21 protein-coding genes and 2 pseudogenes are annotated in these 23946 nt (G+C 73.1%); 8 read left to right on the plus strand and 15 right to left on the minus strand.

Features of this window, described 5'->3' with window-relative positions; all coding sequences use genetic code 11:
- Window positions 1-13 precede the first annotated feature (13 nt).
- On the plus strand, window positions 14-955 hold the full coding sequence (locus ACGFI8_RS02780) for an alpha/beta hydrolase (protein WP_392798956.1): 942 nt from the start codon (window positions 14-16) through the stop codon (window positions 953-955).
- Here ACGFI8_RS02780 and ACGFI8_RS02785 read toward each other — a convergent pair.
- The 6 genes from ACGFI8_RS02785 to ACGFI8_RS02810 form a co-directional block, all read right to left on the minus strand.
- Window positions 937-1911 carry an asparaginase domain-containing protein gene (locus tag ACGFI8_RS02785; protein ID WP_392798959.1) on the minus strand — a complete coding sequence of 325 codons (975 nt, stop codon included), beginning with the start codon at window positions 1909-1911 and terminating at the stop codon, window positions 937-939. The two genes, ACGFI8_RS02780 and ACGFI8_RS02785, sit on opposite strands and share 19 nt — an antisense overlap.
- A complete protein-coding gene (locus tag ACGFI8_RS02790; protein ID WP_392798962.1) occupies window positions 1908-2630 on the minus strand; it encodes a Clp protease N-terminal domain-containing protein in 723 nt (240 codons plus the stop codon). Before ACGFI8_RS02790 ends, ACGFI8_RS02785 begins: the two co-directional genes overlap by 4 nt.
- A gap of 32 nt (window positions 2631-2662) precedes the next feature.
- Window positions 2663-3754: a peptidoglycan DD-metalloendopeptidase family protein gene (locus ACGFI8_RS02795; RefSeq protein ID WP_392798965.1), complete on the minus strand. Its 1092-nt coding sequence runs from the start codon at window positions 3752-3754 to the stop codon at window positions 2663-2665.
- A gap of 106 nt (window positions 3755-3860) precedes the next feature.
- Window positions 3861-5936, minus strand: a complete 2076-nt coding sequence (locus tag ACGFI8_RS02800; protein WP_392798968.1) for a 3-hydroxyacyl-CoA dehydrogenase NAD-binding domain-containing protein — start codon at window positions 5934-5936, stop codon at window positions 3861-3863.
- Entirely contained in the window at window positions 5933-7126 is a 1194-nt protein-coding gene (locus ACGFI8_RS02805) for a thiolase family protein (protein WP_392798971.1), read from the minus strand. Before ACGFI8_RS02805 ends, ACGFI8_RS02800 begins: the two co-directional genes overlap by 4 nt.
- Before the next feature lie 132 nt (window positions 7127-7258).
- Window positions 7259-8530, minus strand: coding sequence for an HRDC domain-containing protein (locus ACGFI8_RS02810; RefSeq protein ID WP_392798974.1), 1272 nt, complete (start codon window positions 8528-8530; stop codon window positions 7259-7261).
- A 291-nt stretch (window positions 8531-8821) separates the two neighbouring features.
- Between ACGFI8_RS02810 and ACGFI8_RS02815 the strand changes: the two genes are divergently transcribed.
- Together ACGFI8_RS02815 and ACGFI8_RS02820 are read left to right on the plus strand one after the other, a co-directional pair.
- A complete protein-coding gene (locus ACGFI8_RS02815; RefSeq protein WP_392798977.1) occupies window positions 8822-9916 on the plus strand; it encodes a S1C family serine protease in 1095 nt (364 codons plus the stop codon).
- 130 nt (window positions 9917-10046) lie between these two features.
- Window positions 10047-11030, plus strand: a complete 984-nt coding sequence (locus ACGFI8_RS02820; RefSeq protein ID WP_392798980.1) for a hypothetical protein — start codon at window positions 10047-10049, stop codon at window positions 11028-11030.
- A gap of 595 nt (window positions 11031-11625) precedes the next feature.
- On the opposite strand, the gene hemE is transcribed toward ACGFI8_RS02820, so the two are convergent.
- Window positions 11626-12642, minus strand: a complete 1017-nt coding sequence (hemE, locus tag ACGFI8_RS02825) for a uroporphyrinogen decarboxylase (protein WP_392798982.1) — start codon at window positions 12640-12642, stop codon at window positions 11626-11628.
- A gap of 80 nt (window positions 12643-12722) precedes the next feature.
- On the opposite strand from hemE, the gene ACGFI8_RS02830 reads away from it, so the two are divergent.
- On the plus strand, window positions 12723-13274 hold the full coding sequence (locus tag ACGFI8_RS02830) for a DUF3000 domain-containing protein (RefSeq protein ID WP_392798984.1): 552 nt from the start codon (window positions 12723-12725) through the stop codon (window positions 13272-13274).
- A 379-nt stretch (window positions 13275-13653) separates the two neighbouring features.
- Here ACGFI8_RS02830 and hemQ read toward each other — a convergent pair whose 3' ends face one another.
- Window positions 13654-14349: a hydrogen peroxide-dependent heme synthase gene (gene hemQ / locus ACGFI8_RS02835; protein WP_392798987.1), complete on the minus strand. Its 696-nt coding sequence runs from the start codon at window positions 14347-14349 to the stop codon at window positions 13654-13656.
- Between the two features lie 4 nt (window positions 14350-14353).
- Window positions 14354-15706 (minus strand): protoporphyrinogen oxidase, encoded by a 1353-nt coding sequence (hemG, locus tag ACGFI8_RS02840; protein WP_392798990.1) that lies wholly within the window; start codon window positions 15704-15706, stop codon window positions 14354-14356.
- 23 nt (window positions 15707-15729) lie between these two features.
- Here hemG and ACGFI8_RS02845 point away from each other — a divergent pair, with 23 nt between their 5' ends.
- Window positions 15730-16488 (plus strand): SDR family NAD(P)-dependent oxidoreductase, encoded by a 759-nt coding sequence (locus ACGFI8_RS02845; RefSeq protein WP_392798993.1) that lies wholly within the window; start codon window positions 15730-15732, stop codon window positions 16486-16488.
- A gap of 185 nt (window positions 16489-16673) precedes the next feature.
- Complete coding sequence (locus tag ACGFI8_RS02850; RefSeq protein WP_392798996.1) at window positions 16674-18107, plus strand: HEAT repeat domain-containing protein; 1434 nt, start codon at window positions 16674-16676, stop codon at window positions 18105-18107.
- 151 nt (window positions 18108-18258) lie between these two features.
- Here ACGFI8_RS02850 and ACGFI8_RS02855 read toward each other — a convergent pair whose 3' ends face one another.
- The 6 genes and pseudogenes from ACGFI8_RS02855 to ACGFI8_RS02880 form a co-directional block, all read right to left on the minus strand.
- Window positions 18259-18387 carry a hypothetical protein gene (locus tag ACGFI8_RS02855; protein ID WP_392798999.1) on the minus strand — a complete coding sequence of 43 codons (129 nt, stop codon included), beginning with the start codon at window positions 18385-18387 and terminating at the stop codon, window positions 18259-18261.
- A 521-nt stretch (window positions 18388-18908) separates the two neighbouring features.
- The gene (locus tag ACGFI8_RS02860; protein WP_392799002.1) at window positions 18909-19685 is read right to left on the minus strand and encodes a hypothetical protein; all 777 of its coding nucleotides are present in this window, start codon (window positions 19683-19685) and stop codon (window positions 18909-18911) included.
- A 208-nt stretch (window positions 19686-19893) separates the two neighbouring features.
- A pseudogene (locus ACGFI8_RS02865) lies at window positions 19894-20043 on the minus strand (GH25 family lysozyme); the annotation flags it as partial.
- Between the two features lie 103 nt (window positions 20044-20146).
- Window positions 20147-20374: pseudogene (locus ACGFI8_RS02870) on the minus strand (GH25 family lysozyme); the annotation flags it as partial.
- 205 nt (window positions 20375-20579) lie between these two features.
- The gene (locus ACGFI8_RS02875) at window positions 20580-21341 is read right to left on the minus strand and encodes an ABC transporter permease (protein WP_392799005.1); all 762 of its coding nucleotides are present in this window, start codon (window positions 21339-21341) and stop codon (window positions 20580-20582) included.
- A complete protein-coding gene (locus ACGFI8_RS02880) occupies window positions 21334-22275 on the minus strand; it encodes an ATP-binding cassette domain-containing protein (RefSeq protein ID WP_392799008.1) in 942 nt (313 codons plus the stop codon). The genes ACGFI8_RS02875 and ACGFI8_RS02880 overlap by 8 nt, the downstream gene beginning before the upstream one ends.
- Window positions 22276-22434: 159 nt before the next feature.
- On the opposite strand from ACGFI8_RS02880, the gene ACGFI8_RS02885 reads away from it, so the two are divergent.
- The gene (locus tag ACGFI8_RS02885) at window positions 22435-23187 is read left to right on the plus strand and encodes a TetR/AcrR family transcriptional regulator (protein WP_392799011.1); all 753 of its coding nucleotides are present in this window, start codon (window positions 22435-22437) and stop codon (window positions 23185-23187) included.
- Window positions 23188-23627: 440 nt separating this feature from the next.
- Window positions 23628-23933 carry a hypothetical protein gene (locus ACGFI8_RS02890; protein ID WP_392799014.1) on the plus strand — a complete coding sequence of 102 codons (306 nt, stop codon included), beginning with the start codon at window positions 23628-23630 and terminating at the stop codon, window positions 23931-23933.
- Window positions 23934-23946: the final 13 nt, after the last annotated feature.

The following is a 23946-nucleotide window of genomic DNA, read 5'->3' on the forward strand; positions in this document are numbered from 1 at the left end:
TATGGTTGACAACATGTCGGCATGGACGGCCGGGGTGGTGACCTCGGCGGACGGGACGGTCATCGGGCACCGCCGCTACGGCGGCGCGGGCCCGGCCGTGATCCTGGTGCACGGCGGCGGCCAGGCCGCGGCGCACCTCGACCGGCTCGCCGCGGACCTGGCCGGCGACTTCACCGTCTACGTGCCCGACCGCCGCGGCCGGGGCGCGAGCGGGCCGCCCGGCGACGGGTACGGGGCGGCGACCGAGCGCGCCGACCTCGCCGCGCTGATGGATCACACCGGCGCCGGGCTGCTGTTCGGGATGAGCTCCGGCGGGCTGATCGTCCTCGACGCCGCCCGGCACCTGCCGGGCCTGCGTGCCGTCGCGGTGTTCGAGCCGCCGCTGTCGATCGACGGCTCGACGCCGCTGGGCTGGGTCGCCCGCTACGAGCAAGAGCTCGCCGCCGGCGACGTCGCCGCCGCGGCCCTCACCGTGATGCGCGGGACCCGCACCGGCGGCCCGCTGCTGCGGCTGGTGCCGCGCCGGCTGGTGTCGCGCGCCTTGGCTGCCGCCACGCCCGGTGCGACGCCCGCCGCAACGGGCCCGCGGTCGGGGCGGCACCGGATCCTGCGGCTGCTGCTGTGGCCGTTGCGGCGCGTGAACCGCCGCCGGGCGCCGGTCACGCCGGGGGCCGTGTCGCTGCGGGACCTGGTCGCGACCATGCGCTACGACGCACGGCTCGTCGCCGAGAGCGAGGGAACCATCGAGGCCTACCGGGGCCTGACCGTCCCGGTGCTGCTGCTCGGCGGGGGCCGCAGCCCCCGGTATCTGCGGCGGACCCTGCGCCGGCTCGCCGGGGTGCTGCCGGACGCCACGCTCAGCGTCCGGCGTGCCGTCGGCCACGCCGCCCCGGACGACGGCGCCGAGCTGCGCCGGTTCTTTCAGCGCCAGTTCGTTCAGAGCCGGTCGAAGTAGTCGCGGGCGGCCGCGACGCCGCCCCCGCCCAGGGCGACCATGAGGGCGGCGCGGGCCTTGGCGGGGGCGAGGTCGCGGGCGCCGATCGCGCCGACCTGGCCGGCCATGCCGGTGCCGAGCGGCAGCGCGTCGAGGGCGACCGGGCGGGTGCGGCACCGGGAGGCGACGACCACCGGGATGTCCCACTCGGTGAGGTCGCTGATGGCGGCCAGCAGCGAGGCCGGGACGTTGCACAGGCCGGTGCCCTCCAGCACCACGCCGCGCGCCCCGGCGTCGACCACGGCGGTGAGCAGCGCCCCGTCGATGCCCGGGTACGTCTTGATCAGCGCAATGTCGGTCTCCGGGTCGCCGTGCGGGTCGGGCGGGCGCGGCGGCGGGGCGGCGAGCAGCTCGACCCCCTCGCCGGCCTTGCCGCCGGTCACGCGGCCGAGCGGCGGGTGCGGCGCGGAGGAGAACGCGGCCACGCCGGCGGCGTCGGCGAGGGTGACCCAGCGGGCCGCGTGCAGCTCGTCGTTGAGGCAGGCGACCGCGCCGGCCCCGGCGAGCGCGGGGTCGGCGGCGGCCGCGATCGCCGCGGCGAGGTTGCGTGGGCCGTCGCTGGACAGCTCGTCGAGGGACCGGGTCGCGCCGGTGAGCACGATCGCGCCCCGCGCGGCGGCCGGCCCGGCGAGCAGGTCGGCGAGGTACGCGGTCTCCTCCAGGGTGTCGATGCCGTGCGTGAGGACGACACCGTCGAAGCCGTCCTCGGCGATCGCGGCGCGGGCCCGGCGGGCGAGGGCGAGCATCGTGCCCGGGGACATGTCCCAGCCGGGCTCGGCGAGGACGTCCTCGACGGCGACGTCCGCGGCGAGCCGGTCGGCGGGGATCGTGGCGAGCAGCTCCGCGCCGGTGGCGATCGACCCGTGCCGGTGCGCGATGGTGTCCTTGGTGGCCAGCAGCAGCACGCGCCGCGTCATGCCGTGTCCCGCCGCTCCAGCCGCTCCAGCCGTTCGATGCGTTCCGTGAGCGCGGCCAGCGCCGCCATGACCTGATCGGCGGCGGGCGGGCCGGCCTGGGTGGCCCGCAGGTGTACGTATCCGGCCAGGGCGGCGGCGACCGCCCGGCGGGTCAGGCGCAGCTCGGCGCCGAGCGAGCGCAGCAGCTGGCCGCCCGCGCCGTCGGGCTCGGCGACGAGCCCGAGCAGCAGGTGCTCGCAGCCGACGTAGTTGTGCCCGAGCGCGGTCGCCTCGGTGACGGCCAGCTCGAGGGCGCCGGCGGCCGGGGCGCTGAAGTGCCGCGCGGCGTCGTCGCCGCCGGCCTCGGCGAGCGGCCGGGCGGCGAGCTCGCGCACGATCCGGTCCGGCTCGATCTCGATCGCCCGCAGCACGTGCAGGGCCAAGTTGCCGCCCTCGGCGACCAGGCCGCCGAGCACATGCCCGGTGCCGACCGCGGCGTCGCCGGTTGCGCCGGCCTGATCGGCGGCCAGGCGCAGCGCGGTGCGCGCCCGGGCGGTGAAGTTCGGCAGCCGCGCGGCGAGGGCGGCGTCGTCGAGGTCGCCGAGGACGGTCTCGCGGATCGCGGTGACCCGCCGTACGGCCTGCTCCAGGGCGCGCTGGCAGACGGCGGAGACGGGCACGCCGGCCTCGCGGACGGCCTCGGCCAGCTCGTCGGGGAGGTACACGTTGATTTTCGGCATACCCCCTATATACCCCCAGTGGGGTTATGCGTCTACCCGATGGGGGCGCCGTGGGCGCGCATGAACGGCAGCGGGTCGATCGCGTTGCCCGGCGACGTCGGCGGGGTGTTCACGTGGACCTCGTAGTGCAGGTGCGGCGCGGAGGAGTTGCCGGAGCTGCCGACGTACCCGATGACCTGCCCGGCGGCGACCTTCTGGCCGGGTCGTACGACGCCGCGGCGGACCATGTGGCAGTACAGGGTGGAGATCCCGCCAGCGTGCTGCAGCTTCACGTACCAGCCGCAGCCGCCGATCGACGCGCCGCCGGGCTGGTCGCAGCTGTGCCCGGCCTCGATGTTGCAGACCACCTCGACGACGGTGCCCGCGGCGGCGGCGTGGATCGGAGTACCGACGAAGCTCATGAGGTCGACGCCGACGTGGTTGGGGTTGGTCGGCGTGCGGAAGCCGGGCCGCGCGGTGAACCCGGGCAGCGGGCTCACCCACCGGCCGGCCTCGGCCCCCGGCGCGGCGGGCACGGGCGCGGCGGCGGCGGTGCAGGCGGGCGGGGTCGCCTCGCGGCGCACGTAGGCGTCGGACACGTAGACGCCGCTGGCCAGCCGGTCCCACATGTCGGTGGAGCGCACCGCGCCGGCGATCGACTCGCCGCGCTCCTGGCACACGATCGACAGCGGCGTGCCGTCGCCCAGCGAGCTGAGCAGCTGCGCGGTGCGGGCCGGGCCGCTGCGGGTCTTCAGCGGGATCGCCCCGGACGCCACGGCGCCCGCGGTGGCCGGGGTCGCGGGGGCGGCCGGCGGCGCCGTCGCCTGTGCACAAGCCGGGACCTGTACCCCGGGTGCCCGCCGGACCCACGCGTCGCTGACGTAGGTGCCGTCGGTGAGCCGGTCCCACTGGTCCGTGACGCGCACCGGGCCCGCGTCGATGCGCTGACCCTTGACCTGGCAGTCGATGTCGACCGCGGAGCCGTGAGGCAGGGTGCGCAGCGACGCGCTCCACACGGCCGCGCCGGCCCGCACGTTCAGCGGGCGCTCGGGCGAGACGACCGTGGCCTTCGTGGCGGCGTGGGCGCTGACCGGGGGTACCAGTGCGGCGGCGACGGCGGCGATGACGATGATCGTTTTGCGCATGGTGCACCCCCGGGACGAGCTGACTGGTGCGCTCGGGCCGGGGGACCGCGAACCCCGCCAACGCTAGGCGCGGGCGGGGTCCGGGATCCGATATTTCAGGAACTTGTCACTCTTTCGGGGCGTTTGCGACGCCTTCCGGCAGGAACCGCGCTCCCGTGACCCGCTCCGAGACGCCCTCCCGGTCCAGGTACGGGGTGACGCCGCCGAGGTGGAACGGCCACCCGGCGCCGAGGATCATGCACAGGTCGATGTCGCGCGGGTCGGCGACGACGCCCTCGTCGAGCATGAGCCGGATCTCGCGGGCGAGGGCCTCGGTCGCCTCGGCCCGCAGCTGCTCGGTGGTCGACGGGGAGTCGCCGACCTCCAGCAGGGCGACGACCTCGGGGTCGGGGTTGCCCTCGGCGTCGGTGAAGCCGCGCTTGCCGGCGCCGACGACCCTGGCGAGGTTGGCCGAGACGCCGAAGCGGTCCGGGAACGCGTGGTGCAGGGTCTCCGCCACGTGGTGCGCGACGGCCGGCCCGACCATGCTCAGCAGCGCCATCGGGCGCATCGGCAGGCCGAGCGGGTCGAGCGCGGCGTCGGCGACGCCGATCGGCGTGCCGTTGTCAACGGCGGCGGTGACGACGCCGAGGAAGCGGGTCAGCAGCCGGTTGACCACGAACGCCGGGGCGTCCTTGACCAGCACCGAGGACTTCTTCAGCGCCTTGCCGACGGCGAAGGCGGTGGCGAGGGTCGCGTCGTCGGTCTGCGCCGCCCGCACGATCTCCAGCAGCGGCATCATCGCGACCGGGTTGAAGAAGTGCAGCCCGACGACCCGCTCCGGGTGGGCGAGGTCGGCGGCCTGCTCGGTGACCGATAGCGACGAGGTGTTGGTGGCCAGCACACAGTCGTCGCGGACGATCGCCTCGACCTCGGCCCACACCTGCTTCTTGACCTTGAGGTCCTCGAACACGGCCTCGAGCACGAGGTCGGCGTCGGCGAACGCGGACTTGTCGACCGAGCCGCCGACGAGGCCCCGGTACTTCGCCGCCCTGCCGGCGTCGAGGCGCCCCTTCGACACGAGCTTGTCGATCTCGGCGTGCACGTAGCCGACGCCCTTGTCGACCCGCTCCTGGTCGAGGTCGGTGAGCACCACCGGTACCTCGAGCCGGCGCACGAACAGCAGCGCCAGCTGGGAGGCCATGAGGCCGGCGCCGACGATACCGACCTTGGTGACGTCGCGGGCCAGGCCGGCGTCCGGCGCGCCCGCGGGCCGCTTCGCGCGCCGCTGCACCAGGTCGAACGCGTAGAGGCTGGCCCGGGCCTGGTCGCCCATGATGAGGTCGGCGAGGGCCTCGTCCTCGGCCGCGGTGCCGTCGGAGAACGTGGCGTCCTTGGCCAGCGCCAGCAGCTCGAGCGCCCGGTTGGCGCTGGCGACCGCGCCGTGCAGCCGCTCGTCGAGCTGGTGCCGGGCGAAGTACAGCACGCCGTCCCACATGTCCCGATCGATCTCCGGCCGGGTGACCGTGATCTCGCCGTTCACCACGCCCTCGGCCCAGGCCAGGGAGCGCTCCAGGTAGTCGGCGGGCTCGAAGATCGCGTCGGCGATGCCGAGCTCGTGCGCCTGGGCCGGCTTGAGCTGCTTCTGGGTGAGCGGGTTCTGCAGGATGACCTGCGCGGCCGGGGCGATGCCGATGAGGTTGGGCAGCAACTGCGTGCCGCCCCAGCCGGGCACCAGGCCGATCGCGACCTCGGGCAGGGCCAGCGCCGCGGCGCCGGAGGACACGGTCCGGTAGTGGCAGTGCAGCGCCACCTCCAGGCCGCCGCCCATCGCCGCGCCGTTGATGAACGCGAACGTCGGCACGGCCGAGTCGCGGAGCTTGCGGAAGACGCGGTGACCGTACCGGCCCAGCTCAACGGCCTGCTCGCGCCGGGTCAGCAGCGGCATGCCGGTGATGTCGGCGCCGACACAGAAGATGTACGGCTTGCCGGTCAGCGCGATGAACTTCGGCGCCGCGGCGACCGCCTCGTCGATCGCGGCCTCCAGGCTGGCCAGGCCGGCCGGGCCGAACGAGTTGGGCTTGGTGTGGTCGAAGCCGTTGTCGAGCGTGATGAGCGCGGCCCGCTCGCGGCCGGGCAGGGTGACGAAGCGCAGCAGCGCCTTGGTCACGACCTCGTTCGGGTTTGTCAGTGTTGCGGTCACTTGCCGCCCTCCCAGTTCGGGTTCTCCCAGATCACCGATGCGCCCATGCCGATGCCGACGCACATGGCGGTGAGGCCGTAGCGCACGTCGGGCCGCTCGGCGAACTGTCGCGACAGCTGCGTCATGAGCCGCACGCCCGAGGAGGCGAGCGGGTGGCCGACGGCGATCGCGCCGCCCCACTGATTGACCCGCGGGTCGTCGTCGGCGATGCCGAAGTGGTCGAGGAACGCCAGCACCTGCACGGCGAAGGCCTCGTTGAGCTCGAACAGGCCGATGTCGTCGATGGTGAGCCCGGCCAGGCGCAGCGCCTTCTCGGTGGAGGGCACCGGGCCGAAGCCCATGACCTCGGGCTCGACGCCGACGAAGCCGTAGGACACCAGCCGCATGCCGATCGGCAGGCCCAGCTCGCGGGCCACCTCCTCGGCGGCGATGATCGAGGCGGTGGCGCCGTCGTTGAGGCCGGCCGCGTTGCCCGCGGTGACCCGGCCGTGCGGGCGGAACGGCGTCTTGAGCGTGGCGAGCTTCTCCATGCTGGTCTCGCGGGGCGCCTCGTCGACGGTGGCCAGGCCCCAGCCCGCCTCCGGGTCGCGGGTCGCCACGCTGACCAGGTCCGGCTGCAGCTTGCCGGCGGCGTACGCGGCGGCGGTCCTCACCTGCGAGGCGTAGCCGAACCGGTCGGCCCGATCCTTGGTGATGCCGGGCAGCCGGTCGTGCAGGTTCTCCGCGGTGGAGCCCATGACCAGCGCGGACGGGTCGACGAGCTTCTCGGCGAGGATGCGCGGGTTGGGGTCGACGCCCTCGCCCATCGGATGGCGGCCCATGTGCTCGACGCCGCCGGCGATGGCCACGTCGTAGGCGCCGAACGCGATGCCGCCGGCCACGGTGGTGACCGCCGTCAGCGCGCCCGCGCACATGCGGTCGATCGCGTAGCCGGGCACGGTCTTGGGCAGCCCGGCCAGCAGGGCGGCGGTGCGCCCGATGGTCAGGCCCTGGTCGCCGGTCTGCGTGGTGGCGGCGATGGCGACCTCGTCGACGCGCTCCGGCGGCAGCTGCGGGTTGCGGCGCAGCAGCTCGCGGATGCAGCGGATGACGAGGTCATCAGCGCGGGTGTTGGCATACATCCCACCGGCCTTGCCGAACGGGGTGCGCACGCCGTCGACGAAGACGACGTCGCGGACAGCACGGGGCACGGGAGTCCTCCTAGCAACGAATTACCGGCAATGTTACTCGCCAGTAGGTCGCCCGGTGCTGTGAACCCTTTCACGACATCATGGTGTTGGTTTCAGTGCGTTCACCCTTTTCATGGTGTTTATCGGCGGCCGTCACGGTGCTGGTTTCAGTGCGTGCGTCAGTCCGGGGGTCACCAGTGCCACCTGCCACGGCCGCGCCCCGTAGCCGGAGAGCACCGCCGCGACGGCATCCTCCGTGAGCTCCTCGGGCGGCGACCAGGCCAGGCGGCGTACCGAATCCGGGGTTATCAGGTTCTCCGGGGGCAGCTGGTGCGCGGACGCCAGCGCGGTCACCAGCTCCCGGCACCGGGCCAGACGCCCCGCGGCGACCGGGTCGCGCTCCGCCCACCGGTGCGGCGGGGGCGGCCCCTCCGACGGCGGGGTCGTGGGCAGCTCCTTGTCCGGCAGTGCGCGGGCGTCGGACAGTGCGCCCAGCCACGTCGGGGCGAGCCGGCGCACCGAACGCCCACCGAACCCGGCCAGGGCCAGCAGCGACCGCTCGTCCTTCGGGTCGGCCTCGGCGGCGGCGATGATCGCGGCGTCCGCGAGGACCCGGCCGGGGCTCGCGTCGCGGCGCTGCGCGATCTCGTCCCGGGCCGTCCACAGTGCCCGCACGCGGGACAGGGCGCGAGCGCCGCGCACCCGGTGGATGCCGGAAGTGCGCCGCCACGGGTCGGCGCGCACCCGCGGCGGGTCGCCGGCGGAGGCGACCAGCGCGGCGAACTCCTGCGCCGCCCAGTCGGTCTTGCCCTGCCGGGCCAGCTCCGCGGCGAGCGTGTCGCGCAGCTGCAGCAGCAGCTCGACGTCCAGGGCCGCGTAGGTCAGCCACGCCGGCGGCAGCGGCCGCGTCGACCAGTCGGCCGCGGAATGGTGCTTCTCCAGGGTGTACCCCAGCAGCGACTCCGTCAGCGCCGCCAGCCCGACCCGCTCGAACCCGCACAGCCGGGCCGCGAGCTCGGTGTCGAACAGCCGGGTGGGGCGCAGCCCGAGCTCGGTCAGGCACGGCAGGTCCTGGCTCGCGGCGTGCAGGATCCACTCGGTGGGGGAGATCACCTCGTCGAGCTCCGGCAACTGGCCGAACGGCAACGGGTCGATCAGCACCGTCCCGGCGCCGGCGCGGCGCAGTTGCACCAGGTACGCCCGGTGGGTGTACCGATAGCCGGAGGCGCGCTCGGCGTCCACGGCCACCGGGCCGGTGCCCTGGGCGAACCGTTCGACGGCGCGCGCCAGCTCGGCCCGGTCCACGATTGGCTCCGGGGTCCCGTCTCGGGGGGCGGTCAGCAGGACGGGCTCGGTCTGTGTGTCCGGATTGCCCGGACTGTCTGGCTCCTCGTCCCGACGCCGCATGGGGGGTTCGTCGGTCACGCGACAACCGTACGTTGCGCCATAGGTCCCCCGGTGCAGCCGGTCCGGCGCGTCGGCGTTCTTGGGATCTTCGGGGGTGCGTTCGGACCGCCGCACGGGACGGACAGAGGGGGATGGTTGCCGGTACGGTTCGCGGGCGACCGGTTGTGTCGAGTGGTTGCCTCGAAGGTCGCGAGCCTTGTGCAGGCCGTCTAGGGTGAGGGCCGACCGCGGTATCGCCGGACGACCCCCCGCTGAGGTGAACATGTCCGTCGAAACGGGTGGATCCGTGACAGGAAGGAAACGAGAAGCATGACGGCCGGGTATGACCCCTCCAACCCGGTGGCTTCCGGCAGTTCTGATTCGTACGACCCCGACCGCCCGCGCTACGCGGCCGGCATCGGCGACGACCCGGAACGACTCGGCCCACTTCCCCCCAGGATGACCTCGACCGGCTCGTTCGCGCCGGTCACCGGCACCATCCCCACGGCCGCCATCCCCACGGCCGCCATCCCCAGCGGTCCCGTGCTGACCGGCTCGATCCCCCCGCAGCCGACCGGCTCCTGGCCCGTGTCGGGGCCGGCCGGGCCACCCGTGCCGCCGCACAGCGTGCCGCCCGCGCCGGTCGCCACCCGCCGCAGCCCGCTCGGCGCGACAGCGATGGTGCTCGCGATCCTGCTGCTGATCGTCGTGGGCGTCCAGGCCGCCTTCATCGTCGACCTGGAGAAGCGGGTCGACCGGGCCGACGCCGCAGCCAAGGCCGCGCAGGCCGGCGACGCCTCCCGGCTCAAGGCCCTCGAGGACCGCGCCGACAAGCTCGAGCAGAAGACCGGCGGCAGTCTCGACGCCGCCGAGGTCGCCGCGAGCGTGCGCCCCAGCGTGTTCCGGGTCGCCACCAAGTACGCCACCGGCACCGGCTTCGCCCTCGGCAAGGCCCCGGCCGGCGGCGGCACCGACCTGATCACCAACTACCACGTTGTCGCGGACGCCTACCAGAAGGGCGAGAAGGACGTCAGCCTGGAGCGCACCGACCAGCGCTTCCCCGGCAAGATCGTCGAGGTCCACCCCGACAAGGACCTGGCCGTGCTGCACACCGACGAGGAGTTCACCCGCCTCGCGCCCGCCTCCGCCGTGCCGAAGGTCGGCGATCCGGTGCTCGTCATCGGCTCCCCGCTCGGCCTCGAGGACACCGTCACCACCGGCGTTGTGAGCGCCTTCCGCACCCTCAGCGGCGAGTCCCTCATGCAGTTCGACGCGGCCATCAACCCCGGCAACTCCGGCGGCCCCGTGTTCAACGCCAAGAAGGAGGTGGTGGGCGTCGCCACGCTCAAGGCCCAGCAGGCCGAGGGCATCGGCCTCGCCATCCCGATCTCGGTGGTGTGCGACACCATCCCGAGCGTCTGCTGATCCCCTCGCCGCCCAAGACCGTCCGTCCCGGCCCCGGTCGGGATGCTTCACAGCCGGCGCAACCCGGAGCGCCGGCCGTACCACTCCCGCCGGGGCGCTGCCCGGCCGGGACCATCAGGAGGAAGAGATCATGACATATCCCGGCAGCCCCCAGGGGGGCCCGAACGAGGGGTACGGCTACCCCGACCCCAACGCCCCGGCCGGCGCGTACCCGCCGCCCCAGGCCCCGGCCCCGCAATACGGCCAGCCGGCCCCGGCTTACGGGGAGCAGCCCGCGCCGCAGTACGGCCAGCCGGCCCCGGCTTACGGCGAGCAGCCCGCGCCGCAGTACGGCCAGCCGGCCCCGGCTTACGGCGAGCAGCCCGCGCCGCAGTACGGCCAGCCCGCTCCGGCTTACGGGGAGCAGCCGGCGCCGCAGTACGGCCAGCCCGTGCCGCCGCAGCCCCAGCCGGTGCACGACCAGGGCACCATGCAGTTGCCGACCTACGGCGAGGCCTCCTACAGCCTCGACCCGTCGGTCTCCGCGCCGCCGACGGCCCCGATGCAGCAGCAGGCGTCGCCGATGTCCGCGCCCCCCATGTCCGCGCCGCCCATGTCGGGCCCGCCGATGTCCGGCCCGCCGGCCGCGTACGGCCCGGTCTCGGCCCCGCCGACCACCGGCTTCCCCGGCCAGCCGATGGCCTACCCGCCGGTCGGGCCAACGAAGAAGCGCGGCGTGGCGGTCCCGCTGCTGGCCGGCCTGCTCGCGCTGGCGGTCATCGCCGCGGGCGTCTTCGTCGGCCTGTACGTCGACAAGTCGAGCAAGCTCACCAAGTCCGAGACCCAGTCGGCGCAGCGCCAGGCATCCTTGGACGCGTCCAACAAGGACCTCGATCAGACCCGCAACGACCTGAAGGCCAAGGCCGACGAGCTCACGAAGGCCCAGCAGGACCTGCGCGGCACCCAGGCCGACAGCACGGAGGCCAAGCGCCAGCGCGACGTCATCGGCACGTGCCTGAAGCTGCTGCTCGAGGCGCTGGACGCCTCCGCCTCGGGCGACAAGACCACCACCCAGAACAAAATCAAAGAGATGGACAAGCCCTGCAACGAGGCCCAGGGAATCCTCGGCATCTGACGCAGCCAGCGCCGCGAGAGCGCCCGCCGGCGGCCGCGGTGCGCGGGGTCTCCATGATCACGGAGTGAACGTGCTGCTCCTTGTACAGTTCCACTCCGTGATCACGGCGAACGCGCCGGCCGACCGGCGCAGATCGCAGGCGCGGCCAGCGCCGCCCGGACTTGGCTTCTCGGGATGCCAACGGCCCGATTGACGGCTCGGCGTCCGGGTCCAGGTCCAGGCGGGTGCCGCCGACGCCGAAGACCGTGACGGTCGCTCTTTAGATGATTTGCCGACAGCGCTCAGAGTTCCGATGGATCAGGGCCGGCCCCCGAACGGGTGTCGGCCCTGATCCATGTCCGGACCCGCGTCACCGCCCCTGCTCTTGCCACCGGTTGGTCGGCGGCGAAAGGCGGTGACGCTGTCCATCGCGATCGCTGACGCTGACGCTGACGCCCGTCCGGCCCGCCGACGGCGACACGGTCACACACGCTGACCGTGGCAGTGGTGCGGTTGCCGACGGTGTGACACTGTCACGCCGCGCTGATCGTGACAGTGTTGCGGTGGTGGGTGGTGACGCTGTTGCGCGACGGGACGTGACAGTGTCGGGTGGCGGTCAGGTTGAGTGGATCAAGTCGACCAGGCGCGTGAGGATGTCCGGGTCGGTTTCCGGGAGCACGCCGTGGCCCAGGTTGAAGATGTGGCCCGGGGCCTTCGTGCCTTCAGCCAGCACGCGGCGGGCCTCCTGCTCGACGACCTCCCACGGGGCCAGCAGGACGCACGGGTCCAGGTTGCCCTGCAGGGCCTTGCCGGGGACACGGCCGGCGGCCACGTCCAGGGGAGTGCGCCAGTCCACGCCTACCACGTCGGCGCCGGCCTCGGACATGGCGGGCAGCAGCTCCGCGGTACCGACGCCGAAATGGATTTTTGGGATTTTTCCGACGATGCCGCCGAGGACCGCTCGGGAGTGGGGGAGGACGTAGCGGCGGTAGTCGGCCTCCGACAGGGCGCCGGCCCAGGAGTCGAACAGCTGGATCGCATCGACGCCCGCGTCGACCTGGACCTGCAGGAACGTGCGGGTGATGTCCGCCAGCGCGGCGCACAGGGTGTGCCAGACGTCGGGGGCGCCGTACATCAGGGCCTTGGTCTTGGCGTGGTGGCGGGACGGCCCGCCTTCCACGAGGTAGCTGGCCAGCGTGAACGGCGCGCCGGCGAAGCCGATCAGGGCCGTGCGGTCCAGCTCGGCCAGCAGCAGGCGGATCGCCTCGGCGACGAAGCCCACGGCGGCCGGGTCCAGCTCGCGGATCTCCTCGACGTCGGCCATCGTGCGTACCGGGGTCGCCACCACGGGGCCCGTGCCGGCGACGATGTCCAGGTCGATGCCGGCGGCCTGCAGCGGTACCACGATGTCGCTGAACAGGATCGCGGCGTCCACCCCGTGCCGGCGTACCGGCTGGAGGGTGATCTCGCAGACGAGGTCGGGCCGGCGGCAGGACTCCAGCATGCCGATATCGGCGCGTAGCTCGCGGTATTCGGGCAGGGATCGGCCCGCCTGGCGCATGAACCAGACCGGCGCGTGCGGCAGGGCCTCGCCGCGCGCGGCGCGCAGCAAGAGCTTCGTCGTGTCGTCCATAGCGAGCCCATCGTTTCACTCAGTGTGCACCGGCGGCGCGGCGGCACCCCCTGCGCTCGTTTCGGTCTTAGTCTTCCGTTATGGCGCCATCTACCGCGACTCCGCCCACATTCACCCGGGCGGTGGAGGAGCTGCGCGCCGTGACCACCCGGCCGGAGATCACGATCGAGGAGGTCCCGGCCCCGCAGCGGCTGGCACCGTACGCCTACGCGATCAGCGGCACGGTCCTGCGCCACGGCGACGAGGTGGCCACCGGCCGGCTGATCCTGCTGCACGACCCCGCCGGCCACGAAGCGTGGGACGGCACGATGCGACTCGTGACGTACGTGACAGCCGAGCTCGAGGCGGAGCTGGCCACCGACCCGCTCCTGCCGGGCGTGGGCTGGAGCTGGCTGGTGGACGCGCTGGACGGCCACAGCGCGGCGTACACGGCGATCGGCGGCACTGTCACACAGACCATGTCCACCCGCTTCGGCGACCTGGCCGGCCCCCCGGCCGCCGCGGACATCGAGATCCGCGCCTCGTGGACCCCGACCGACGACGACATGCAGGCCCACGTGCACGCTTGGTGCGCCCTGCTCGCGTCGACCGCCGGCCTCCCGCCGCCGGGCGTGACGGCCCTGCACTCCTGATCGCCGGTCCCTTCAGCCGCGGCGCGGCCGGCCCGTCGGGTCAGGGCTGGTCGGCCGCGTCGCCACCACGGTTCTCCCCGTGCAGCGCAATGCCGGCGTCGGGGCCGCGCGACACTGTCAGGGTTGCAGGCTTGTGACAGCGTCGGGGTTCGCCGCCGGACGGCTTTTGTGGGGCCAGCGGCGGTCGGAACGGTGTTGCCGGTGCCGGTGCCGGTGCCGGTGCCGGTGACAGTGTCAGCGTTGGTCGCCGGACGGCCCGGCCTGGTGGGGCTGGCGGCGGTCGGAACGGTGTTGCGGTGCTTGTGACAGTGTCAGCGTTGGTCGCCGGACGGCCCTCGGTGAGAGCGGTGGTGACCGGACAGCGGGGGCCTGGCGGCGGCTACGGGAGGTTCGCCACCAGGTCGGCGATGTCGCGGCGGCGGCCGGTGTAGAAGGGGATCTCCTCGCGTACGTGGCGGCGAGCCCGGGAGGCGCGCAGTTCGCGCATCAGGTCGACGATGCGGTGCAGCTCGTCGGCCTCGAAGGCCAGCATCCACTCGTAGTCGCCCAGGGCGAAGCTTGCCACGGTGTTGGCGCGCACGTCCGGGAAGCCCCGAGCCAGCTGACCGTGCTCGGCGAGCATCGTGCGGCGCTCCTCGTCCGGCAGCAGATACCACTCGTACGAGCGCACGAACGGGTAGACGCACACCCACTCGCGGGCGTGCTCGTCGGCCAGGAACGCGGGGATGTGGCTCTTGTTGAACTCCGCCGGGCGGTGCAGCGCCATCTGCGACCATACGGGTTCCATGCGCCGGCCGACGTCGGTGCGGCGGAACCCGGCGTACGCCTCCTGGAGAGCCTCGGCGCTCGGCGCGTGCCACCAGATCATCAGGTCGGCGTCGGCGCGCAGGCCAGCCACGTCGTACGTGCCGCGCACCACGACGTCCTTGGCGGGCAGGTCGGCGAAGAACGCGGCCACCTGGGTCGCGTCGCGGTGGTCCGGGCCGTACGGGGTGGCGAGCCGGAAGACCGACCACATGGTGTACCGGATGGTGTCGTTGAGCTCGCGGATGCGCGCGGCGTTCGTGGTCGTCATGTGCCTATCCTTCCAGCTTCGCGAGCACCGCCTCGGCGGCGGTACGGCCGGACGTGACGCACGCCGGAATGCCGACACCGTCGTAGGCCGCGCCGGCCACGGCGATCGCCGGGTGCGCGTCGAGGCCTTCGCGCAGCGCGCCCACCCGGTCTCGATGATGCGGTTGGTACTGCGGGAGCGCCCCGCCCCAGCGGAAGACGCCCCGGTCGAGCTCGTCCGGCAGCGCGTCCACGCCGATGAGCCGCGCGACCTCGCGGCGCACGACCTCGACCAGGGCGGCGTCGGTGCGCTGCAACTGCTCCTCGTCGCCGAAGCGGCCCACGGAGGCGCGCAGCACGGTCACGCCGGGGCGTTGCAGGTGCGCCCACTTGCGGTCGAAGAACGTAACGGCCTTGACCGCCAAGCCCTCCGTCGCCGGCACCAGAAACCCGGAAAGGTCGGGCAGCTTCGTGGCCGGCAGTGCCAGGGCGACGAGGCCGACACTGGCATATTCCAGGTGTACCGGCTCGACGCCCTCGACGCCGGCCAGCAGCCGCGCGGCGGGCGCGGCCGGCACGGCGAGGACCAGGCCGTCGGCGTCGAGGGTCTCCGCGTCGCGGGTCGAGCCGAGCGTGAGCCGCCAGCCGCCGCCGTGGCGGTGCACGGCGCGCACGGTGACGCCACTGCGCACGTCTGGCAGCGTCGCGGCGACCGCGCCGACGAGCCGGCTCATGCCGCCCTCGATCGTGCCGAACACGGGGGCGCCCGGGGCGCGGCGGCTCGCCGCGACCGCCTCCGCGAGCGCGCCGGTCAGCGTGTGTGCGCGCTCAGCCGCGGCGGCGAGGGCGGGCAGTGCCATCCGCAGCGACAGGCGATCCGCGCGGCCGGCGTAGACCCCGCCCAGCAGGGGCTCGACGTAATGGTCGACGACGGCGTCGCCGCGGCGCGGGCGGACCAGCGCGCCGACCGTGACGTCGCCGCCTGGGGGCAGCAGGGGGGCGTCGGACGGCACATCGGGTACCGAATCCGGGGCTTTGAAAGGAATGCCCATCAGGGTGCCCGACGGGAGGTCGCGCAGGCCGCCGTCCAGGGCGACGGCCGCGCGCGCCGGTGTCGGGTGGACCACCGCGGAGGCCAGGCCGACCTCCTCGGCCAGCCGTAGCGCCGCGCTCGGTCCGCCGGCCGGGTCGCCGACCAGGAACGACTCCGCGCCGCGCTCCACCGGGCCGCCGGCCAGGGTGCCGGTGGACAGCTTGCCGCCGGGGCGGTCCCGCTGGTCGAGCACGATCACATCGAGCGTCGGGCGCAGTGTGCGCAACCGGTGCGCCGCGGCCAGCCCGGCGATGCCCCCACCGACGACCACGACGCGCAGTGTCATGTCCGCAAGTCTATTGTCGCGACATGGGTGACGAGCGAGTGGCAGTGATCACGGGGGCGGCTCACGGCATCGGGCGGCGCACTGCCGAGGTGCTGGCCGAGGAGGGGTACCTCCTCGCGGTCATCGACCGGGAGCCGCTGCCGGCGTTCGACGGGCTGTCGTTCGTCGGCGACGTCTCGGACGAGGGCGACGTACTGCGGTTCGCGGCCGAGGTCGAGTCGCGGTACGGCCGGGCGGACGTGCTCGTCAACAACGCCGGCATCGCCTCGATCGCGCCGGCCGAGGAGACCACCGCGGCGCAGTGGCGGCGCGTGCTCGAGGTCAACCTGACCGGCCCGTTCCTGCTGTGCCAGGCGTTCGGCCGCGCGATGCTCGTGCGTGGCAGCGGTTCGATCGTCAACATCGCCTCGGTCGCCGGGCTCATGGGCGTCGCCGACCGGGTCGCGTACAACGCCAGCAAGCACGGGCTGATCGGGCTCACCCGCACCCTCGCCGTGGAGTGGGGCGGGCGCGGCGTGCGGGTCAACGCCGTGTGCCCCGGCTGGGTGAAGACCGAGATGGACGACGAGTCGCAGGCTTCCGGGGCGTACGGTGACCGGGACATCATCGAGCACGTGCCGATGGCGCGCTTCGCCCAGCCCGACGACATCGCCCGCGCGGTGGCGTTTCTGGCCGACCCGGCGCGCAGTGGCTTCGTCAATGGCGCGGCGCTGTCGGTCGACGGCGGTTGGGCGGTGGACGGTTCGTGGCAGTCGCTGCGCCTGTCCAGCCGGGCGCGTTGAGGCATGCTGTCAGTGCGCCGTTTCGGGCTGACCCGGCGCGCAGCGGCTTCGTCAATGGTGTGGCACTGTCGGTTCCCGATGTGCGTCGATATGTCGTCGAGTAGGGTGATCGTCCGCCTCGCGATGTCCATCTGAGGGGCGAACCCCCCTGGAAGATCTCCGCGAAGGCGCGCACACTCTCGGGGATGAGCGACCTCGCGTCCTCCCGACCCGCGCCCGACGAGCCGCCGGACCCGCGCCCCGGTGGCCCCGCCGACGTGTCCGGGCTGTTCCCACGGGCGTCGGAGCTGTTCGTACCGGCGGCGCGGGACCCGGCCGACGCGCTGCCGGACGACCTGGACGGGTTCGCCCTGAACTCGCTGGCCGAGGTGATCGCCGATCTGGTCGATCTGGCGGGGCGGTCCGCCTCGTCCCCCGATCCGGCCTCGGGCTCGTCCCCGTCGCCGTCCCCTTCCTCGTCCCCGTCTTCGTCTTCGGCCGCGTCATCGGCGTCGCCCGATTTCGGGGATGGCGGCTCCTTCGGCGAGTTCGCCGACGCCGCCTCGTTCGGTGACACTGCCTCGTTCGGACATGTCGTCGCATTCGGTGACAGTGCCCCGTTCGGTGACAGTGCCCCGTGCGGAGATGTCATCTCGTTCGGCGACAGTGTCACGTTCGGCGACAGGGCCTCGTTGGGTGACAGTGTCTCGCCGGGCGGCGGTGCCTCGTTTGGTGACAGTGTCTCTTTGGGCGGCGGCGCCTCGTTCGGTGACAGTGCGCCGTTCGGGGATGCCGTTGACGACACCGAACCGACGGCACGCACCATCGCCGCGCTGCTGGAGGCCCCGATGACGCCGGCGGCCGAGCTCGCCGACGCGGTGGCATGGTGCTACGACGACGCCGCGCTGCCGCTGCTGCTGCCGCTGGCCCGCCACCCCGACGCCGGCGTGCGGCGGGCCGTGGCCCAGGCGCTGCCGAGCGTCCTGGGCGACGCCGAGCCCGGCGACACTGTTCGCGCGCTGGTCGTGCTCAGCGCCGACGCCGACGACGACGTGCGTGACTGGGCGTGCTTCGCGCTCGGTACCCAGCTGTCGGAGTTCGACGACCCGGTGGTTCGCGACGCCCTCGCGGCACGCCTGGAGGACCCGCACGACGACACGCGCTGCGAGGCGCTGCTGGGCCTGGCCCGCCGCCGCGACGACCGCGCACTGCCGGTGCTGCACGAGCGCTTGTCGCGGGACAACGTGTACTCCCTGGAGATCGACGCCGCCGGCGCCCTGGGACATGCCTCACTGCACACGCTCGTGCGCGGCCACCTTTCGGGCTGGGATGATGACGTGGTGGCACGGGTGTGCGCCGCGTTGCGCCTGACCGACCCTGACGGTGTCGGCGGCGATCTGCTGGACGGCCTGGCCGACTGGTTTCGGGCGGGCGCGCCGCACGCCACCGATGATGATCGATACTGGTGGTCGGTGACACTGCAATTGTTGGAGCATGCGGAGTACCGTGCGCCGGAGATCGCTGAACAGGTCCACTACCGCCTGCTGGGCCTCGAGCCGGCGACGACGCTGATGCTCGGCTCGCGCCTGTCCCAGCTGGCCGGCGACCACGGCTGGCCACGCTGGCGCTCGTCCTACTGACACCCGAACGCCGACAGTGTCACGCGCGGCAAGACGCTGACAGTGTCGCGTGGGGCGAGGTCGACAGTGCCGCGCAGGGCGAGGTGTCGACAGTGTCGCGCCGGAGGCGTTTGCAGCGCCGCGCAGGGCGAGGCGAGGTGTTGGCAGTGCCTCAGAGGCCGACGTCGGCGGTGGCGGGGGGTGAGGTGTCGACAGTGCCGCCGTGCGGGCCGGCGTTGGCGATGTCGCGCGGTGAGGTGTTGGCAGTGCTGCGTGGGGCGAGGTGTTGGTAGTGCCGCATGGACGGCGTTGACAGTGTCGTGCGGTGGAGATGGACGCAGTGCTCCGCGGGGAGTGGCGGCTGTTCTCGGTGGTGCCGCCGCCGGCAGCGCCGGATAAGCCCGGCCACTCCGTGGCCTGACTCATCCGGCATATCTATCATTTTTCGCTTGGTAGGCGATTGCTGAGTGTTGATGGCGCCGGGGCTGTCGGTGGATGCGGCGTTTTTCATGATCACGGAGTGAGCATGTACCCTGAGCAGCACTTTCTCGCCGTGATCATGGAAATCCGGCCCGTCGCGAGCGCTGCGTGCGCGGTTCGTGGAGACCTGAGTTGCCGCGGCGCTCGCGTGCAGATCGCCGCTGGCTCATCGATGGAGTCGTCTGGTCGCGATGGCTGACGGCATCATGACTTAACGGATTTTTCGCCTGGAACGGTATAAATCCGGACGCCGAGCGTCTGGATGCATTCGCCCCGCCCGGATGCGAAACGTCCGGTGGTGCCCCCGTCCAGTGGCGGCTGTTGGCCCGATCTGCGCAGCGGTCAGGACGGGTTGGTCATGATCGTCGACCAGCCCGTCCACACCGCCGGGGCCGGCAGCCACAGTTGGGTCACCAGGTTGCCGCCGGACACCGCGTAGATCTCGGTCGAGCGGTACCGCGGGTTGTAGAACACCGCCGGATCGCCGCTGATCGAGCCGCCGAGGTCGTTCCACGCCGACCACTGCGTGCCCGCGTAGTAGCGCTGCACGAGCCGTCCGCCAGGCCCGCGGGCGTAGATCTCGGTCGAGCCCCACACCGGGCTGCGGAAGACGGCCGGGTCGCCGGCGAGGCGGCCGCCGAGGTCGTTCCAGGGCGACCAAGCGGCGCCATAGTACTTCTGGATGAGGTGGCCGTTCGCGCCGCAGGCGTAGATCTCCGTGGTGCGGTACGTCGGGTTGTAGAGCACCTCGGACGGGTCGCCGGCGAGGTCGCCGCCCAGGTCGTTCCAGCCGGACCAGCCGCCGGCGTAGAAGCGCTGCCACAGGTGCCCGTCGGTGCCGCGGGCGTAGATCTCCGTCGAGCCGTACCGCGGGCTGTAGAACACGACCGGGTCGCCGGCCAGGGTGCCGCCGAGGTCGGTCCAGCCCGACCAGCGTCCGCCCTTCCAGTACTTCTGCGCCAGCCGGCCGTCCCGGGTGCGGGCGTAGACCTCGACGGTGCCGGCCGCCGGGTTCTGCAGGACGTGCGGGGTGCCGGCGATCCCGCCGCCGAAGTTGCTCCAGCTCGACCAGCCGTAGCCGGGGCTCCAGTACCGCCCGTGGCCCGCGTCGGCGTACACCTGCACCTGCGCGGTCGCGGCGTGCGCGACGACGCCCCGGCCGCGCGATCAGCGGCTCCGGCGGGTCGATCCCGGCCAGCCGCTGCAACTGGTCGAGGTCGCCGTTGAACACGTTCCTGTCGTAGATGCCGTACTGCCGGTTGTCGCCGGCGGCGTACTGCCACAGTGTCCACCGCGACCAGCCGTTGGGCAGCCTCGGCGCGGTGCCGCTCCAGCTCGCCACGTCCAGCGGGTACGACGCGAACTGGGTGGTGGAACCGACGCACTGGTTCCACCAACTCGCCGCCGTGTAGATCATCGCCTTGCGCCCGATGTGCACCTGCACCTGGTCCAGGAACGTCTGGATCCAGGCGCGCATGGCGGCCTGGTCGAGGTCGTAGCAGGGGCCGACGGTGTTGAAGTACGGCCTCGAGGTCGACGAACGGCACCAGCGTCCGTGAGTCGTTCACCCAGGCGGCGTTGTCGATGAAGATGTTCGCGTCGCCGACCGGGTCGCGGTGGTCGGGCCGGGCGAAGGTGTACGCCCCGGCGAGCAGCCCGGCCCGCTTGGCGTCGGCGATGTCCCGGGCGAAGTACGGGTTGACGTAGTTGTTCGCCTCGGTCGCCTTGACGTAGGCGAAGGCGACGCCCTGGGCGGCCTGCGCCGCCCAGTCGATGGTCCTGAAGGTGCTGTGGTCGTGGCTGGACACGTCGATGCCCCGGACGGTGTACTGCGGGCCCGGTGCCGCGCCGGCCTCGGCCCGATGCGCCCCGGCCTGCGCGTGGCCCCCCGCCGGAGGGCGGGTCCCACGCGCGGGCCGGGGCCGCTACCCCGGACAGGCCGAGAAACAGGCAAGTGAGCAGGGCGGCGGCCAGCAGGGGGCGGATTGGGTCAGACTATGACAAAACGGCCGTTCATCCGCGGGTCTTGGCGCGGAACAGCACCCCTGCGGCGACCACCGAGACGAGCACGATCCCGGCGCACCACGCCGCCGCGCGCCACGGGGCCGATCCGACCGGCTGGTCGAGCAGCAGTCCGCGCAGGCTCTCCGTGATCGGCGTGACCGGCTGGTTGCCGGCGAAGCCGCGCAGCCACGACGGCATGGTGTCGATCGGGACGAAGGCGCTGCTGGCGTATGGCAGAAAGGTGATCACGAACGTGTAGCCGCTCGCCGCCTCGGCCGAGCCGGCCAGCAGCCCCAGCGCCGCGGACAGCCACGACACCGCGGCGATGACCAGGACCAGGATGCCGGCGGCGGCGAGCCACTGGCCGGCGTCGGCGCGCGGGCGGAAGCCGATGGCGAGCGCGACGCCGAGGACCAGCACGCTGGACAGCATGTTGCGGGCCAGGCTCGCGACGACGTGGCCGGACAGCAGCGCCGCGCCGCCGACGTCGAGGGAGCGGAGTCGGTCGACGATGCCGCCGGTGAGGTCGTTGGCGACGGAGACCGCGGTCATCGCCGAGCCGAACGAGACGCACAGCAGCATGACGCCGGGCACCACGTACGTCACGTAGTCGGTCCCGACGCGCAGGGCGCCGCCGAACAGGTACACGAAGACGATCATGAGCATGACCGGCAGCGCCACCGACATGATGAGCGCCTCGACGTTGCGCCGGCCCAGGCGCAGCGAGCGGCCGCCGAGCACGGTCCAGTGCGTGAGCGCGGTGCTAGACACCGGCGAGCTCCTTCCGGGAGGTCAGGGACAGGAAGACGTCGTCGAGCGTGGCGCTGTGCAGGGAGAAGCGGCGCACCGCCGAGCCCTCGGGGTCGATCTCGTCGAGCACGGAGCGCACGTGCGCGGCGCTGCCGTCGGTGGTCACGCCGAGGGTGAGCCGGGCGTCGTCGCGCTGCACGACCCGGGCGCCGAGGCGCGCGGCGATCGCGTCGAACGCGGCCCGGTCGGCCAGGTCCAGGTCGAGGCGCTGGTCGCCGAAGCGGCGCTTGAGCTCGGCCGGGCTGCCCTCGGCGACCACCCGGCCGTGGTCGACGACGGCGATGCGGGCGGCGAGGCGGTCGGCCTCCTCCAGGTACTGCGTGGTGAGGAAGACGGTGGCGCCGGAGCCGACGAGCCCGTCGACGACGTCCCACATCGCCTGCCGGCTGGTCAGGTCCAGGCCGGTGGTCGGCTCGTCCAGGAAGATCACCGAGGGTCGCCCGGTCAGCCCGGCGGCGAGGTCGAGCCGGCGGCGCATGCCGCCGGAGTACTGCCCCACGCGCCGGTGAGCGGCCTCGGTCAGCCCGAAGCGCTCCAGCAGTTCGGCGGCGCGCCGGCGGGCGTCGCGCCGGGACAGCCCGGACAGCCGGGCCGTCATCCGCAGGTTCTCGGCGCCGGTCTGCAGCTCGTCGACGGCCGCGTACTGCCCGGTGAGGCTGATCGCGCGGCGCACCAGGTGCCGCTCGCGGACCACGTCGTGGCCCGCGACCCGGGCGGTGCCCGCGTCGGGGCGGGCGAGCGTGGCCAGGATGCGCACGGTGGTGGTCTTGCCGGCGCCGTTCGGCCCGAGCAGGCAGAACACCGTGCCAGCGGGCACCCGCAGGTCCACCCCGGTGAGCACCGCGAGACTGCCGTAGGACTTCGTGAGGCCGGTTGCCTCGATGGCGGCGTCCATACGCCCTCCCCCTTCTGCGTATGTCATACGCTGATGCGTATGTTATACGCAGAAGTAGAATCGGCAGTCAATGGGCGGTACGGAGCGAAGCGAAGAGGCCGCTCATCGGGAACGCAGGTTTAGCTCATGCCGCGGCCGGAGCGGAGCGGAGGTGACGGCATGAGCGCGCACGAAGACGACATTCCCCCGGTCCTCGCCGCGGCCTGGGGGCTGCGCGAGCGGCCGGGCAAGGGGCCGCGGCCCGGGCTGACGCTCGAGCGCATCGTCGCCGCCGGGGTGAGGGTGGCCGCTGCCGAGGGGCTCGGCGCCGTCTCCATGGGCCGCGTCGCGAGCGAGCTCGGCGCGTCGACGATGTCGCTGTACCGCTACGTGACGGCCAAGGACGAGCTGCTCGACCTCATGGTGGACGCGGCGATCGGCCAGCCGCCCGCACTGCCGCCCGGCGAGGGCTGGCGGGCCGGCCTGACCCGCTTCGCGCACACCTACCTCGACCTGCTGCGCCGCCAGCCGTGGGTGATCCGGGTGCCGATCAACTCCCCGCCGATCACGCCCAACCAGATCGCCTGGATGAACTACGGCCTGGCGACGATGGCCGGCACCGCGCTGCGCCAGGACGAACGGCTGTACACGATCATGATCGTCAGCGGGATCGTGCGGAACTGGGCGCTCATCGCCGCCGACATCAGCGCCGCCGCGCAGGCCGGCGGGGTCACCGCCGAACAGGCGATGTTCGGCTACGGCCGGCTGCTCAAGCGCCTCGCCGACCCGGCCCGGTTCCCGGCCGTCGGCGAGCTCATCGCCTCCGGCGTGCTGGAGACGCCGGAGGCAGGACCCGACGACGACTTCGAGTTCGGCCTGGCGCGCTTCCTCGACGGCCTGGAGGCCCTCATCGGGAGCCGCAAGACCGCCTGATCGAGTGAAACTCCCCCGCTGCCTCACCCGGATGTCACGCGTTGCATACGTTGCGTCACAAATCTCGAGGAACGGCGGAGCGTGTGACAGCAACGGTCGAGAGGCGGACGCCGGTGGCCGTCGCCGCGACCCCGCCCCGGCGGGCCGCGGCCGCCTGGGCGCCGCCGGCGGTCCTCGCCGGCGCCTGTCGCCGCGGGCCTGAAGTACTACGGCGTCCCGTACCCGGCCACCGCCGTCTTCGCGCTGTACGTGCTGCTGGGCATCGTCGCACCCCGGCACCCTGATCTGGCGGGCGACCCGCGGCCGCTCCGGCTGGCTCGTCGAGGACCTCGCCGCCGGCCTCGCCATCGGCTACGCCGGCGAGGTCCTCGCCTACGTCCCGGCCCGCGCGATCGGCGCGCCGCTGCTCGTGCTCGCCTGGCCCGCCGCCGTCTGTCTTCGTGCCGTTCCTGCAGCCGTTCCACGCCTCGCCGTACGACTTCCAGCGATACACCGAGGTGGGCCTGCGCGAGCAGTTCGGCGCGTTCGAGGTGCTCTCCGTGCGGGTCGGCGCCGGCCCCACCTCCGGCCTGCTGTGGGTGCTGCAGGAGTGGCTGGCGATGGTGCTGTCGTTCGGCAGCCGCCGGCTCTACCGGGCGATCCTGCCGCTGACCTGGGTGCTGTCCCCGCTGAAGCTGCTCGAACACCATCCGATGGCGGCGCAGGCGGCCAGCGGGTTTGTGATCGAGGTCCGAAGGCCCGGATGAAAAGGCCCTGATA

The sequence above is a fragment of the Dactylosporangium sp. NPDC048998 genome (genome assembly GCF_043197855.1).
In the GTDB taxonomy this organism is placed as follows: Bacteria; Actinomycetota; Actinomycetes; order Mycobacteriales; family Micromonosporaceae; genus Dactylosporangium.